Here is a 14,026-nt window from a genome sequence, read left to right as displayed (position 1 = left end):
CGGTGACCGCCGCTCTGCGCCGGCCGGAGGGTCTCGGAGCCGCGGGACCCTACGTCCAGCACCCGCTCCACGGGTCCGGCCGCGATTGGCCGGAGACGAACTGCTACGTCGACCTCTGGATCGAGCTCCTGCACGGACGCGGCCTCGTGCCCGAGGCGATGCTGGGCTTCACCCTGCGGCAGGATTTCGAGGGCGACCAGTTCACCTTCTTCAAGCCGCCGCCCGGCGACATCGAGCGGCTCTACGGGCTGGAGGTGCTGGAACTCGCGGTCTACGGGGGCCTTGAGGCCCATGCCGTGCGTCAGGCGGAGGCCGGCCGCCCGGTGCTGGTCGAAGTCGACGCGATCTATCTGCCCGATACCCAGGGGACGACCTACGGCCGGGACCACGCCAAGACCACGATCGGTATCCTGGCCCTCGACCCGGTGACCCAGGAACTCGATTATCTTCACAATGCCGGGCGCTTCCGGCTGTCGGGGGCGGATTATGCCGGGATCTTTGCGCCGGCGCTGCTGCCGCCCTACGCCGAGTTCGTGAAGTCGGTCGCCTCGCCCCTGAGTTCCGCGGACCTGCCGGGGGCCGCCCGCGCGCTGCTCGTCCGGCATCGCGCCCGGGCGCCCCGCCGCAATCCTGTCCTGGCGTTCCGCGACGCATTGGCGGCGACGGCCGGGGATCTGGTGTGCCGGCCGCTCAGCGTGTTCCACGCCTACGCCTTCAATACGACGCGCCAGCTCGGCGCCAATTTCGAGATGCTCGCCAGTCATCTCTCGTGGCTCGAGGCGCGGGATGCCGGTGGGTTCGCGCCAGCGGCCGCGGCCGCCGCGGATGTGAGCCGCGAGGCGAAGGCCTTCCAGTTCCAGCTTGCCCGCGCCTTCCACCGTCGCTCGGCCGAAGGACTGGCACTGCGTCTCGACCGTCTCGCGGCGACCTACGACCGCGTCTTCGCCGACCTCGACCGCGCGCTGGACCGCTGAGAGCCGCGATGGCCCGCATCCGCTGCGTCGACGAGCGTGCGCCGGAGGTCCAGTTCGGGCCCTGGATGCTCGCCGTCACGCCGCCGGGCGCCTGTGCGGGCCCCGCTGACCTCGACGCCGTGACCGGCTGGATCCCCGCCACCGTTCCGGGCACCGCCGCCGCCGCCCTGCGGGCCGCCGGGCGCTGGAGCGAGGCCGCGCCGGAGCCGATCCACGATCGCGATGTCTGGTACCGGTCGCGCATCGCCGGGGCGGGCCCGGCTCGGCTTCGATTCGAAGGGCTCGCCACCCTGGCCGAGGTCTGGCTCGACGGCGCGCCGATCCTCTGCACCCGCTCCATGTTCGAGGCGCCCACCGTCGATGTCGAACTCGGCGGCGTCTCCGAGCTGGTGCTCTGCTTCCGTGCGCTCCGGGAGGAACTCGACCGACCGGCCAAGCGCGGGCGCTGGCGGCCCCGGATGATCACGCCCGGATCGCTGCGCCATCTGCGAACCAGCGTCCTCGGCTTCATGCCGGGCTGGTGCCCGGAGATCGACCACGTCGGCCCCTTCCGACCGCTGACTGTCGGGCCGGTCCGACCCCGCATGGCGGCCGCGGATGTGCGTTCGACCCTCGAAGGCGACATCGGCCACCTGGCCGTCCGCCTGCGAATCGACGGGCGGACCGACTCGGTCATCCTCGCGTGCGGCGGAGGTGAGGCTTCTCTGACCGAGGTCGAGCCGGGCCTGTTCACAGGCGCGCTGGCGCTTCCCGGCATCGCGCCCTGGTGGCCGCACACCCACGGCGTGCCGAACCTCTACCCGGTCGAGGTGCGCGTCGACGGCGCACGCTTCGACCTCGGCCGCGTCGGCTTCCGAAGCCTGACGCTCACCCGTCCGTTCGAGGACGGCCTGTCGCTGGCGGTGAACGGCGTGCCGGTCTTCTGCCGGGGCGCCGTCTGGACGCCGCCGGATCTCGTCGGGCTGGGCTCCGACGGGACCCGAACGCTGCTTATGCGCGCCCGTGCGGCCGGCATGAACATGCTGCGCGTCCCGGGTACGACGCTCTATCCGGATTCCGACTTCTACAATCTGTGCGACGAATTCGGCATTCTGGTCTGGCAGGACCTGATGCTCGCCAATTTCGACTATCCGCACGCGGACCCGGCTTTCGCGTCCCAACTCGACTGCGAGCTGACGGGGTTTCTCGAGCGGACGCAGACCGCGCCGTCGCTCTGCGTGCTGTGCGGGGGCAGCGAAGTCTGGCAGCAGGCGGCGATGCTCGGCGCGCCCCGGGCCGTCTGGGCCGACACCTTCTGCGCGACGACTTTGCCGGCGCGCGCGGCGGATCTGCGACCCGATCTCATCGTCGTGCCGAACTCGCCCTCCGGCGGCGACTTGCCCTTCTCGCCGCGCGGGGGCTGCACCCACTATTTTGGCGTCGGCGCCTATCGACGGCCCTTGGAGGATGCCCGCCGGGCAGAACCTGGCTTCGCCAGCGAATGCCTCGCCTTCGCCAATCCGCCCGAACCCGGCACGCCGGGACCGACCGGACCGGCCGATCCGCTCTGGCCGGCCGGCATCCCCCGGGACCGGGGGGCCGACTGGGACTTCGAGACGGTGCGCGACCATTATGTCGCCCTGCTCTACGGCGTCGATCCGGCGGCGCTGCGCGTCGAAGATCCGGACCGCTACCTCGAACTCGGCCGTGCTGCGGTGGCCGAGGTGATGGAGGCGACCTTCGCGGAGTGGCGCCGTCCGCGCTCGCCGACGGCCGGCGGCCTCGTCCTGATGCTGCGCGACCTCGGACCCGGCGCCGGCTGGGGCGTCATCGACTGGACGCAGAGGCCGAAATCGGCCTGGTATGCGCTGAAGCGCGCCTTCCGTCCGGTCCAGGTCCTTCTCACCGACGAGGGCCTCGACGGCCTTCACGTTCACGTCCTCAACGAGACGGCAGCGGCCCAGGACCTGACGCTGAGGCTGACCCTGTGCGATGTCGGGGGGCGGGTCGCAGCGCGGGCCGAGCGGGTCCTTACGGCCGGCCCGCGGGCGGCCCTCACGCTTTCTTCCGCCGCCGTTCTCGGCCGATTCTTCGACACCACGGACAGCTACCGGTTTGGGCCACGGATCCACGATCTCGCGCATGCCCGGCTGAGCGATGCCGACGGCCGCGTGATCGCCGAGAGCTTCCACTTCCCTGGCCTGCGACCAGTCCTCCGTGAGGCTGTCGGCCTGCGGGCCGAACCGGTCGCGACCGGGGAGGGTCCGGGTCTGCGGATCAGCACCGCGCGCTTCGCCTGCAGCGTCCAAGTACAAGCCTCCGGAGTGTGGCCGGTCGAGAGCGGATTCCATCTCGCGCCGGGATCGAGCCGGATCGTCGCCTTCGCGGACGCCGCCCGGCTGCCGCGCGGGAGCGTGCGGGCGATCAACAGCAGCGAGATCGTGGAATTCGGTCATGACGCCTGAGGTCGAGTCCGACGCCGCGGTGCCGGTGACGTTCGATGGTCTGTTCGGGTGGCTTCATCCGGCCGCCGGACGGCGCGGCGTCGTCCTCTGCGGGACCTGCGGTTTCGAGCAGATGGCCGCGCACAGACCCTGGCGTTCGCTGGCCGAAGGCCTCGCCGCGGCGGGCTGCCCGACCTTGCGCTTCGACTACCCGGGGGAGGGCGACTCGGCCGATCCCGAAGCCGGAGGGATCCTGGCCTGCGTCGCGGCGATCCGGCGAGCCGTCCAGTTCCTGCGCGCAACGGCGGGCGTGTCGGAGATCGTCCTCATCGGTCTGCGCCTAGGCGCCACCTTCGCGGCCCTGGCGGCCCAGGTCGAGGCCGTGGAAGGCCTCGTGCTGCTGGCACCGGTCACGACCGGGCGCGCCTATCTGCGCGAGATGCGGCTGCGGGCGCAGACCATCGGGCGCCTGCCGGACGGGTCGGTCCCATCGCAGGAGGCCGACAGCCTCACCGTCGGTGGCTTCCGGATGGAATCGGTTGTCCTCAATGAGCTCGCCACCCTCAACCTCGAACGTCTCGAACGGGCGCCGGCGCGGCGCGCGCTGCTCCTGGCACCCGAGACCAGGACCCTGGCCGCCCGCCTCGAAACCCTCGGCTCCACGGTCGCGACAGGGCCGTTCCCGGGTCTCGCCGCACTCGTCGGCGACCCGATCTTCTCCGATGTCCCGGCGGCGGATTTCGCGCGCGTCATCGCCTTCGCGACCGCGGGCGCGGGAGACAGCGGCCTGACGCGCAGCGGAACGGCCGTCGGCGCCCTGGCTTCGCCGCATCTGACCGGGTCGGGCTGGGAGGAGGAGCCGGTGCGGTTCGCCCGGGGCCTGTTCGGCATCCGGTGCCGCCCGGACCGGGCCGACGCGAATGCACCCACGATCGTGTTCGTCTCCACCGGCATGAGCGTGCATTCCGGATGGGGACGCCAGACCACCGATCTCGCCCGGCGTCTCGCCGCCGACGGAATCGGCTCGTTTCGGTTCGATCAGCGGGGCATCGGCGACAGCGCTGATCGAGCGGACGGCCGCAAGCCGCTCTTCGCGGCGGACGGATTCGCCGATGTGATCTCGGCCGTCGACGAGATCGCCGGCACGGGCGGTTCGATCCTGCTCGTCGGCGGCTGCAGCGGCGCCTACGCGGCCTTGCACGCCCTCTGCCGGGACAGCCGGGTGGACGGGGCCCTCCTGCTCAACCTCTACTGCTTCGACTGGGATCCGGATCAGGACCTCGACCAGGTCATCCGGCAAACCTTCGGGAGCGCCTCCACCTACGCGGCCCTGCTCAAGCGGGGCGCGACGTGGCGCCGGCTGATCCGCGGCGAGATCCGGATCGGCGCGATCGCCGCGGTGCTGGCCCGGCGCGGGATCGATGCCGCGTTCCGCCGGATGCGCCGGGCCATACGCCCCGGCCCGCCCGGCGGATCACCCGCCCGGCGGATCGCGGCCCTTCGCCGCCGGGGTGCCGAGATCCGCCTGCTCTACAGTGCCGGCGATCCCGGTCTTGCGGCGCTCCGCCGCCACCTGGGACGCTCGCCCGGGAAGGCGGACCGCCGCCTCGGCGCGCCCGTGACGGTCGTTCCGGGCGTGGACCACAATTTCGGATCCCGCGAGGCCCAGGCCCGGCTCGCCGAGGCGCTCCACGACCTTCTGCAGGCGGTGCAACGGTCGAAGGCGACGCGCTCCGGCACGGCGGTTTCCGCAAAGCCCGGCCGTGTCCTCACCCTGGCGGGCCGGACATGACACGGCTCACGCGCCGTTCGGCGCTCGCCCTGGCAGCGGGATCCCTCGCGACGGGCACCTTCGCGACAGGTACCTTGGCGGCAGGGCGTGCCACGGCGGCGGAGCCGCTGCATCGGTGCGAGGCGCTGATCGATTCCATCGGCGTGAACGTGCATCTCGGCCATCGTGGCAGCCCGTATGTCGAGCGCTTTGCGGCCTGCATTGAAGCCCTCGACGATCTCGGCGTCCGCCATCTGCGCGACGATATCGTGCTCACCGGCGACGAGCCGGCTGGACAATTCGAACGGATCGCGGATCTGGCCGGCCGGGGCTACCGCTTCAGCCTGATCTTCTATGACGGGCTCACGCCGGGGCCGCGGGTAGCGCCGGAGCGCTTCGCCGAGATCGCAGGCTGGGCTGGCGCGGGACTCGTCGTGGCGGAGGGCGGCAACGAGCCCCCGGTAGGAACGCGGTCCGGTTTGGCGGCGCAGTCGGCCGCGCACCAAGCCGCCCTGTTCCGCGCCGTGCGGGCGGATGCCCGGGCCGGAACCGTCCGGGTCGCCGGGCCGAGCTACATCCAGGGCAACGTCGCAGCGGCGCAGAATCTTGCGGCCGTGATCGATTTCGCGAACATCCATGCCTATCCGGGCGCCGAGCCCCCGGAAACCGATGGCGCCGGCAGCCTCGCCCGCTTCATGGCGGCATCCCGTCCGGTCTTCGGCGATGCTCCGGTGTTGGCCACCGAAAATGGTTACCACACGGCGCTTGCCACCGGCAGCGCCCATCTGCCGATCTCGGCCGGTCTCCGGGCCCGGTACCTTCCGCGGATGCTGCTCTGGAGCTATCTGCAGGGGGTACGCCGCACCTACCTCTACGAGCTGATCGCCAGCTTTGATCGCGGCGACGCCGACCCCGAAAGCCATTTCGGCCTCCTCGCTCACGACGGCCGGCCGACCCCCGCCTTCCGGGCGGTTCGCAGCCTCGTCCGACTGTTCGGAGCGAATGCCGGCACGGTCGCCGCCGTTGCGGCCGATCGCGACGTCACATTGTCCGCTGCAGTGCCCGATCTCGTCTTCGCACGGTTCGCACGACAGGACGGGGCGACGCTCATTCCGATCTGGCTCGGCCTCGACGGCTGGGATCGGCGCAACCGGATCCCGCTTCCGGATGCGCCGGCGCGTCCCGCCGAGATCCGTCTGTCGCGCCGGCCGCGGCAAGTCAGGCTGCATCGCTTCGAAGACGACGGATCGGTAACAGTCGCGAACCTTCCGGCGGACAGGCGCGTGCCGGTCCAGGTCACCGACCGCCTCGGCGTGATCGAGCTGACGTAGACTACATCCTGCCGGGCCCGGGACCGGCCCGCAGACCGACACACGCCCCCCTCCGACGTTCGCGGAAATCGATCCCATGCTGAGCTATCTGGGCGATAAGATCGTCGGTCTGACCCTCGCAGTTCTGAATGTGCTTGCGCCCTTCGAGGTGCATGTGACCAAGGGGGTGGCCTACGCGGACGGGATCGAGCACCGCGCCGACATCTATCGGTCGGCCGCGCGGGGGGCGCGTCCGGTCGTTGTCTTCCTCTATGGCGGGGGATGGCGGAGCGGGTCCAAGGATGAGGTCGCGTATGTCGGCGCCGCCTTCGCGCGGCGGGGCTTCGTTGCCGTGATCCCGGACTACCGCCACGTTCCGGCTGTCGGACTGTCAGACATCCTGGCGGACAATGCCGCCGCGGTCGCCTGGACCATCGCCCACGCGGCCGAATATGGCGGCGACTCAAGGCGTGTCGTGGTCGTAGGCCATTCCTCCGGCGCGTGGGCCGCCGCCATGCTGGGTCTCGATCCAACTTGGCTGGAGCAGGCCGGCTCAAGCCCGGCGAAGCTCGCCGGCATCGTCGGATTGGCGGGCCCCTATGCGAGCGCGGCGCTGATGGAGCCGTTGGATCGTGAGGTCTTCGTCGGCAGCGATCCCACTCTGCAGCCGATCAATCATGCTTCGGACAGGCATCCTGCGATGCTGCTGGCCGCGGGCGCGGCCGATCTCGACGTCAACCCGGCCGGGACCCTGGCGCTCGACGGAGCCATGCGGGCCTTCGCCGGCGATGAGACTATGAAGATCTATCCCGGCCTGGGCCATGGCCAGATCGTTCATGCCCTCAGCTTTCCGTTCAGTCTCCGGTTCCCGGTCGCCGACGACGTCGCGCGATTCATCAAAGGGGCCCATGCCGGGCCGTGATGCGCCCGAGCCGACGGAGCCGCCGAGGCCCCGATCGGCTTCGCTTGGCCAATGAGCGCGGGCCGGTCCGAGACGCGCCGGCCCATCCTACCAGTGCCGTCGCGATGCGACCTGCGCCGGCCTCAGTGATAGCCCGGTGCTCCCGCCGCGACCTTGCCGCGGAACAGCCAGTACACGTAGGCTGTATAGACCAGGATCATCGGCACGAGCACGACAGCACCGGCCAGCAGGAAAGCTTGGCTGCTGGGATGCGTCGCCGCATCCCAGATCGAGATGGCCGGCGGTACGATCATCGGCCACAGGCTGATCCCGAGCCCGATATACGACATCAGGAACAGACCCAGGGCGCACAGGAACGGCGTCACCTCGGCGCGTCGCTCGAGGGCGACGAAGAAGCGCCAGGCGAGCACGGCGACCAGGGCGGGAACCGGGGCAGCCAGCGCGATATTCGGCCAGGACAGCCACCGGGCCCGGAACGCGTCGCTCAGGATCGGCATGGCGGCCGAGACGATCGCAATGGCCGCCAGCGTGACGAAGCCGAGTTGGCGTGCCAGCCGATAGGCCCGGAGCTGGAGTTCACCCTCGGTCTTCCAGATGAGCCAGCAGGCGCCGAGCAGGCCGTACCCGCCCACCAGGGCGATGCCCGTCAGCACGGAGAACGGGGTCAGCCAGTCCCACCAGCCGCCCGCATAGGCGCGGCCCTCGACCCGGATGCCCTGGACCAGGGCACCGAGGCAGATGCCCTGGCAGAAGGTCGCCACGTAGCTGCCCCACGAGAAGGACCGATCCCAGGCGCGCTGGCTTCGGAGAGTGGCGGCCCGGAACCGCATCTCGAAGGCGACACCGCGGAAGACCAAGGCCAGGAGCATCAGGATCAGCGGCATGTAGAGCGCCGGCAGGATCGTGGCGTAGGCGAGGGGGAACACTGCAAACAGACCGCCGCCGCCGAGGATCAGCCAGGTCTCGTTGCCGTCCCAGACCGGGGCGACGGTGTTGACCATAAGATCCCGATCCGCCTTGCCGCGAACTGCGGGGAACAGGATGCCGACCCCGAGGTCGAAGCCGTCCATCACCACGTAGAGGAACACGGCCGTGGCGATGAGCAACGCCCAGATGAGGGTGAGATCGAGGGACATCGGGCCTACTCCGCGGGCTGGGCGAGGGGACGGCCGGCGCCGGGCGTGCCGGAGACCAGGGCGGGCGCGGGCGTGATGCCGGCGGTGCGGATCGGCTGCCCCGGGGGCGGCCCGGGCTCATGGACGTGCGGCGTCTGGTTGAACAGGTGCAGGAGGTACCAGATGCCGGCGCCGAAGACGGCGAGGTAGACCGCCGCGAAGGCCGCCAGGGAGGCCGCGACCGCCGGGGCCGCCACCGGGGAGACGCTGTCGACGGTGCGCAGCGCGCCGTAGACGGTGAAGGGTTGACGGCCCGCCTCCGTGACCGTCCAGCCTGCCGTGACGGCGATCAATCCGGACGGCCCCATGGCGACGGCGAAGCGGTGAAGCCACGGCGTGTCGTACAGCCGCCCCTGACGGCGCAGCCAGAGCGCGGCTAGACCCAGGGCGATCATCAGAAGGCCGAGCGCAACCATGATCCGGAACGACCAGAACACCAGGGGTAGGTTGGTCGGCCACTGATCGCGCGGGATGTCCCTGAGACCGCGGACCTCGCCGTCGAGGTCGTGGGTCAGATAGAGGCTGGCGAGACCGGGGATGCCGATCCGATTCTGCACCACGCCCGCATTCGCGTCGGGCCAGCCGAACAGGATCGCGGGGGCGCGGCGCTCGGTCTCGAAATGTCCCTCCATGGCGGCGACCTTGGCGGGCTGGTGCGCGTAGGAATTGCCGCCGTGCAGGTCGCCGATCACCAGCTGGGCCGGAGCCACCACGGCGGCCATCCACATGGCCATGGAGAACATCAGCCGCGCTTGGCGATTGCTCCGGTCGCGCAGCAGATGCCACGCACCCACCGCCCCGACGATCATCGCGGTGGTGAGATAGGCGCCCGTGACCGTGTGGGCGAAGCGGTAGGGGAAGGACGGGTTGAAGATGATCGCCAGCCAGTCGGCCGGTTCGAAGCGCCCGTCCGGCCCGATGGCGTGGCCGGTGGGCGTCTGCATCCAGGAATTGGCCGATAGGATCCAGAATGCGGAGGTCAGCGTGCCGAAGGCGACGAGGCAGGTCGCCAGGAAGTGCAGCCCCTTGCCGACCCGCTCCAGGCCGAACAGCATGACGCCGAGGAAGCCCGCCTCCAGGAAGAAGGCCGTCAGAACCTCGTAGCCGAGCAGGGGGCCGAGCACCGGCGCCGTCCGGTCGGCGAAGACCGACCAGTTGGTGCCGAACTGGTAGCTCATGACCAGTCCGGAGACGACGCCCATCGCGAAGGCGACCGCGAAGACGCGGAGCCAGTACCGATAGGTATCCAGATAGACGGCCTCGCCGGTCCTGAGCCAGAAGCCTTCGAGGACCGCGAGATAGCTCGCGAGTCCGATGGTGAAGGCCGGGAACAGGAAGTGCCAGACGACGGTGAGCGCGAATTGGGCTCGCGCGAGATCGACTGCGCTCGGCAGTTCGAGAGCGGACATCACGGTCTCCCAGGGGACGAACGGGCCGGATGTGCCGCAGCTTGAGCGCTGCCGCGTTGATTCAGCTCAAGGCCGGAGCGCGCGAATCCGACAAGCCGGTGCGGTGGCGATTGCGCTGGATCAAGGCTGCGGCCCCTCCCACCGACCATACGGCTCTGGTCGGGGCCGTGTGTCGGTCGCGCGGAGACCGCCATGTCCTATGCCAACATCCTCGTTTCCGTGGACTTCGCGGAATCGACGCCCGACCGCGTGCGGCTGGCGGCGGCCTTGGCGCGCCGCTTCGATGCGACGCTGACCGGCGCGGCCGCCGCCGAGGTGCCGGCCCCCCTGTTTGCCCATGACATCCGCGACGCGCAGGCCCAGCACGAGCGCCTCAAGGCCGAAGTCCTCGTGGACCTTGAGCAGGCGCAGGCGATCTTCGCGCGCTGCGCAGGCGCGGCACCGCGGACCGCTTGGTGTGGCGGCCTCGACCGGCCGTCCGCTCATCTCGTGGACAAGGGCCGTGCCGCCGACCTGATCGTCGTCGGCCGGGCCGGCGAGAGCGAGATCGACCCCGGGCCGTTCGGCGTGGCGATCGCGCCGGTTCTGATGGAGGCCGGACGGCCGGTCCTCGTCGTTCCCCCGCGCGTCAGAGGGGAGCCGGGCCGGCGCATCGTCGTGGCCTGGAAGGATTCGCCGGAGGCGCGACGGGCGGTAGCCGGGGCCCTGCCGTTCCTGCGCTCGGCGGATCGGGTCTTCGTCGCCACGGCGGGCGAAGGCGCCCGCCTGGAAGGCGCGGACGAGGTGGCCGCTCATCTCGCGCTCCACGGCGCGTCCGTCGCCACGCATCTGTTGTCTCCGACGGTGAGCGATGGCGACGAGATCCTTCGTTTTGCTCACGACCAGCAGGCTGACCTGATCGTCATGGGCGCGTACGGCCACTCACGCCTGCGGGAATGGATCTTCGGCGGCGCGACACGCCACATCCTTCACGCGACCGAGGTCTGCTGCCTGATGGCGCATTGACGGGCCTGCGGCGATGCTTCGTCGTCGGGGATCGGTCATCCGCACGTCGCCAGACGGAGCCGGATCATCCGCGCGACCCGAGCGGATGACCGTGCGGGCCGCGTCCATGCTCCGCAGGCGCGGCCTGCCGGTACGCCACGCGACACCGGACGGGAGAGGTCCGCGCCGGTTCTAGCGGGAGAAGTGGGTTGTCGACATCCGGTCCGTGACGAGTTCGGACGGCACCCAGTCGAATTGCGGCACCGGCTCATGCCGGATCAAAGCCAGGGCATCATCGATCGCACGACGGCCTTGTAAGCTCGCATCCTGGTGGATCGTTACGGCAAGCCGTTTGTCCTGCATGGCCTGCATCCCGGCGGCGGTCGCATCCACGCCCCCGATCAGGATCCGGCCCGCCGGAATTCCGGCCGCCTCCGCGGCTTCGGCAGCACCGATCGCCATCTCGTCGGTGACGGCTGCGATCGCATCGATGGCCGGCTTCCGCGCGAGCCAATCGGCCACGGCGGCTCGGGCCGCCGAACGGTCGCAGTCCACCGCCGCCTCCGCGACCAGCCGGAGGCCCGGGGATTCGGCCAGGACCTCCTTCACGCCCTCGGCGCGAGGCGCCGACCCGGGGTGCGACGTGCAGCCCGCGAGGATCCCCACGCGGCCCCTCCCGTCCAGCATCTGCCCAAGCTTGCGCATCTGCAACCGCCCGGCGACGAGGTCATCCGGCTGGATGAAGGCGACTCGTCCGGCGAACCAAGCCGAACGGGGTGCGCCGTTGACGGCGACCAGCGGAACATCCGCCTCTTGCGCCAGCCGGATGATCGCGGCCCAAGCCGACGGATCGACAGGGCTCACCACGAGCGCATCGACCTTCTCGGCGATGACGTGCCGGGCCTGCGCGATCTGCTGCGCGCCCGCGCCTTCCGGCGCATAGTCGAAATGCACCGTTATCCCGCGCGCCACCGCGTGCTCCTTCAGGCTGTCGTGCAGAAGGCGGGTGAGGGCCGCCGGCGGAGTCATCAGAACGGCGATCGTGGTGGCAGACGCCGGTTTCGCGCAGACGATGACGGCGAGAGCCCCGGCCCAGGCGGCTCGTCGCAGGCGCGAGCGCATCTGCGCCCGATCTGTCCGGCCCATCACGCTCGCTCCGTTCCTGTCGTTCCGTGCCCCGCGTCAGGCCGCGCGGACATTGTCGAGAAAGCCAGCGATCTCGCCGCCGAGACGTTCGGCGTCCCGCGACAAGCTGCGGGCCGCGGCCAACATGCCGGCCGCGACCGTGTCGGCCTCCGCGGCCGGATCGGTTGTTCCTGTGATGTCGAAGCCGGGTTCCACGGCGTCGGCGGTACAGGGGATGACGATCTGGACGGCCTCCCGCGCTGCAGCGCCCTGCTGCTCGACGGCGACGGCGATCGAAGCCGCCGCCCGGCTCATATCGGCGATCCGGGCGGTGATGCCTGCGATCGCCGACGTCGCCTCGACAGTCGATCCCTGCAGTTCGGCCACGTGCCGGCCGATGACTTCGGTGGCCTCTTTGGTCTGTCCCGCCAGGGTCTTCACTTCGGCGGCCACAACCGCGAATCCGCGCCCTGCCTCACCGGCCCGCGCGGCTTCGATCGCGGCATTGAGGGCGAGGAGATGGGTCTGGGCGGCAATCTTGGTGATCATGCGGACCACATCGCCGATCCGGTCCGCGGCGCCGCTGAGGGCTTGAACACGCGAGAGGGTCTCTTCCGCCTCCACCGCCGCGCCACCTGCCAGAGACGCCGTGATCTCGGCTTGGCGATTGACCTCGTGGGCCGCAGAGTTGAACGCCCCGGTAGCGGCGGCAATCCGCCGGACGTCGGACTGAGCCTGTTGGGCTGCGGCGGCCATCGTCGCCGCGTGACTCGTCGTCAACGTGACCATCTCGCAGAGTCTCTCGGCCGTGGCGCGCAGCTCCGCCGAGTCGGATGACACGGTCTCGACAACCCCGCCGATCTCCGCTTCGAACCGCTCCGTCATGTTGCGAAACGCCTCACGGCGTTGCTGTTCACGGTGCGCCTGCACCCGGGCCGCCTCCTCTTCGCGGCGTTCGGCGTGCCGAATCCTGTTCTCACAGGCCCTGAGAGCCCCCGCCATCGCGCCGAGTTCGACGTCCTGCATCAGGGCGGAGATCGGAACCGTCGACCCGTTCTCCGCCCATCGCTGCAGGGTGGCGGTTATAGCCGACACCGGTCGAACGACATGGCGCAGGACGATCCACGCCAGCCCGAGGCTGATCGGTGCGGAGGCCGACACGGCCATGGCGAGCGCCCACCACGCCATCCGGCCGGTTGTATCGACGGTCTTGGCTTCTTCGGCGATCCTGCCTTGACGGTTCATGAGCAACGCGTCGACCGCCTGCAGAAGCGCTGCCGCATTGGCCTCCAGCACCGTCGAGAGGACCTGGTCGGCGAGTTCGCGTTCCCCGGCCCGGTCGAGGGCGGCCGCCTCGGCCCCGACAGCGAGGACGTGCTGCCAAGCTACGCGCAGAGTTTGCGCCAGCTTTTGGTCATCAGGCGCCGTAACGGTCGGAAGATACGCGCTCCAGGCGGCCGAGAGCGATCGATGCGCCGCGTCGATCTTGACGAAGCTTTCACGACGGGCCTCCTCAGTCGGCGCAGCGTGCGCCAGAACCGCAAGCGTCCGAAGCTCCTGACTCAGTTGCTTGATGGTGCCGAGCTGGGTCGTGGCCTTGATCTCACCGGCCAGGGTGCGACTCGCTGCTTCGACGATGCCGATCCGGACTGCCGAGACCAATCCAATACCAATCGGAACACTGAACATCGTCACGGCAAATGCAATAACGATCAATCGAACGCTTAATTCACGCCGCAGCCCAAGAAATGACAGACGCACATGCATCCAATGATTTCCGATAAGATCATTGGACTATCTTCTATGCAATAATCTCTCCAAAATCAACGCCCGTATATATACAGTTGTTATACTTGATGAAGATTATAGTAAAACATACTTGCCTCGTAAAATGTAGACAGAACAAGAAAATATAATTATATTCGCATCTATT

General features: G+C 69.7%; 10 protein-coding genes. 6 read left to right on the top strand and 4 right to left on the bottom strand.

From position 1 onward, the window contains the following. The first annotated feature begins 2 nt into the window (after nucleotides 1-2). From A3862_RS01350 to A3862_RS01330, 5 genes are all read left to right on the top strand, one after another. Nucleotides 3-974: a DUF1839 family protein gene (locus A3862_RS01350; RefSeq protein WP_043755094.1), complete on the top strand. Its 972-nt coding sequence runs from the start codon at nucleotides 3-5 to the stop codon at nucleotides 972-974. Nucleotides 975-982: 8 nt separating this feature from the next. After that, nucleotides 983-3,418, top strand: a complete 2,436-nt coding sequence (locus A3862_RS01345; protein ID WP_043354845.1) for a glycosyl hydrolase 2 galactose-binding domain-containing protein — start codon at nucleotides 983-985, stop codon at nucleotides 3,416-3,418. Next, a complete protein-coding gene (locus A3862_RS01340; protein WP_043755096.1) occupies nucleotides 3,408-5,189 on the top strand; it encodes an alpha/beta fold hydrolase in 1,782 nt (593 codons plus the stop codon). The genes A3862_RS01345 and A3862_RS01340 overlap by 11 nt, the downstream gene beginning before the upstream one ends. Beyond that, on the top strand, nucleotides 5,186-6,499 hold the full coding sequence (locus A3862_RS01335) for a hypothetical protein (RefSeq protein ID WP_111473152.1): 1,314 nt from the start codon (nucleotides 5,186-5,188) through the stop codon (nucleotides 6,497-6,499). The genes A3862_RS01340 and A3862_RS01335 overlap by 4 nt, the downstream gene beginning before the upstream one ends. A gap of 76 nt (nucleotides 6,500-6,575) precedes the next feature. Beyond that, on the top strand, nucleotides 6,576-7,400 hold the full coding sequence (locus A3862_RS01330) for an alpha/beta hydrolase (RefSeq protein ID WP_043382215.1): 825 nt from the start codon (nucleotides 6,576-6,578) through the stop codon (nucleotides 7,398-7,400). A gap of 122 nt (nucleotides 7,401-7,522) precedes the next feature. Here A3862_RS01330 and cydB read toward each other — a convergent pair whose 3' ends face one another. Beyond that, complete coding sequence (cydB, locus tag A3862_RS01325) at nucleotides 7,523-8,536, bottom strand: cytochrome d ubiquinol oxidase subunit II (RefSeq protein ID WP_043382212.1); 1,014 nt, start codon at nucleotides 8,534-8,536, stop codon at nucleotides 7,523-7,525. Between the two features lie 5 nt (nucleotides 8,537-8,541). Continuing rightward, entirely contained in the window at nucleotides 8,542-9,984 is a 1,443-nt protein-coding gene (locus tag A3862_RS01320) for a cytochrome ubiquinol oxidase subunit I (protein ID WP_043382211.1), read from the bottom strand. Nucleotides 9,985-10,176: 192 nt separating this feature from the next. On the opposite strand from A3862_RS01320, the gene A3862_RS01315 reads away from it, so the two are divergent. After that, entirely contained in the window at nucleotides 10,177-10,989 is an 813-nt protein-coding gene (locus A3862_RS01315) for a universal stress protein (protein WP_043755102.1), read from the top strand. A gap of 171 nt (nucleotides 10,990-11,160) precedes the next feature. Here A3862_RS01315 and A3862_RS01310 read toward each other — a convergent pair whose 3' ends face one another. Further along, nucleotides 11,161-12,090 (bottom strand): substrate-binding domain-containing protein, encoded by a 930-nt coding sequence (locus A3862_RS01310; RefSeq protein WP_236961655.1) that lies wholly within the window; start codon nucleotides 12,088-12,090, stop codon nucleotides 11,161-11,163. 60 nt (nucleotides 12,091-12,150) lie between these two features. Beyond that, nucleotides 12,151-13,860: a methyl-accepting chemotaxis protein gene (locus A3862_RS01305; protein WP_100793878.1), complete on the bottom strand. Its 1,710-nt coding sequence runs from the start codon at nucleotides 13,858-13,860 to the stop codon at nucleotides 12,151-12,153. Nucleotides 13,861-14,026 lie beyond the last annotated feature (166 nt).

Origin of the sequence: Methylobacterium sp. XJLW, from assembly GCF_003254375.1 — a bacterium.
Lineage (GTDB): Bacteria > Pseudomonadota > Alphaproteobacteria > Rhizobiales > Beijerinckiaceae > Methylobacterium > Methylobacterium fujisawaense.
Note: the sequence above shows the minus strand (reverse complement) of the source record. Positions and strands in the feature narration are given on the sequence as shown.

Coding starts and splice junctions, on each gene's coding strand:
- A3862_RS01345 (WP_043354845.1), top strand. CDS start 983: ATGGCCCGCATCCGCTGCGTCGACGAGCGTGCGCCGGAGGTCCAGTTC.
- A3862_RS01340 (WP_043755096.1), top strand. CDS start 3,408: ATGACGCCTGAGGTCGAGTCCGACGCCGCGGTGCCGGTGACGTTCGAT.
- A3862_RS01335 (WP_111473152.1), top strand. CDS start 5,186: ATGACACGGCTCACGCGCCGTTCGGCGCTCGCCCTGGCAGCGGGATCC.
- A3862_RS01330 (WP_043382215.1), top strand. CDS start 6,576: ATGCTGAGCTATCTGGGCGATAAGATCGTCGGTCTGACCCTCGCAGTT.
- cydB (WP_043382212.1), bottom strand. CDS start 8,536: ATGTCCCTCGATCTCACCCTCATCTGGGCGTTGCTCATCGCCACGGCC.
- A3862_RS01320 (WP_043382211.1), bottom strand. CDS start 9,984: ATGTCCGCTCTCGAACTGCCGAGCGCAGTCGATCTCGCGCGAGCCCAA.
- A3862_RS01315 (WP_043755102.1), top strand. CDS start 10,177: ATGTCCTATGCCAACATCCTCGTTTCCGTGGACTTCGCGGAATCGACG.
- A3862_RS01310 (WP_236961655.1), bottom strand. CDS start 12,090: ATGCGCTCGCGCCTGCGACGAGCCGCCTGGGCCGGGGCTCTCGCCGTC.
- A3862_RS01305 (WP_100793878.1), bottom strand. CDS start 13,860: ATGCATGTGCGTCTGTCATTTCTTGGGCTGCGGCGTGAATTAAGCGTT.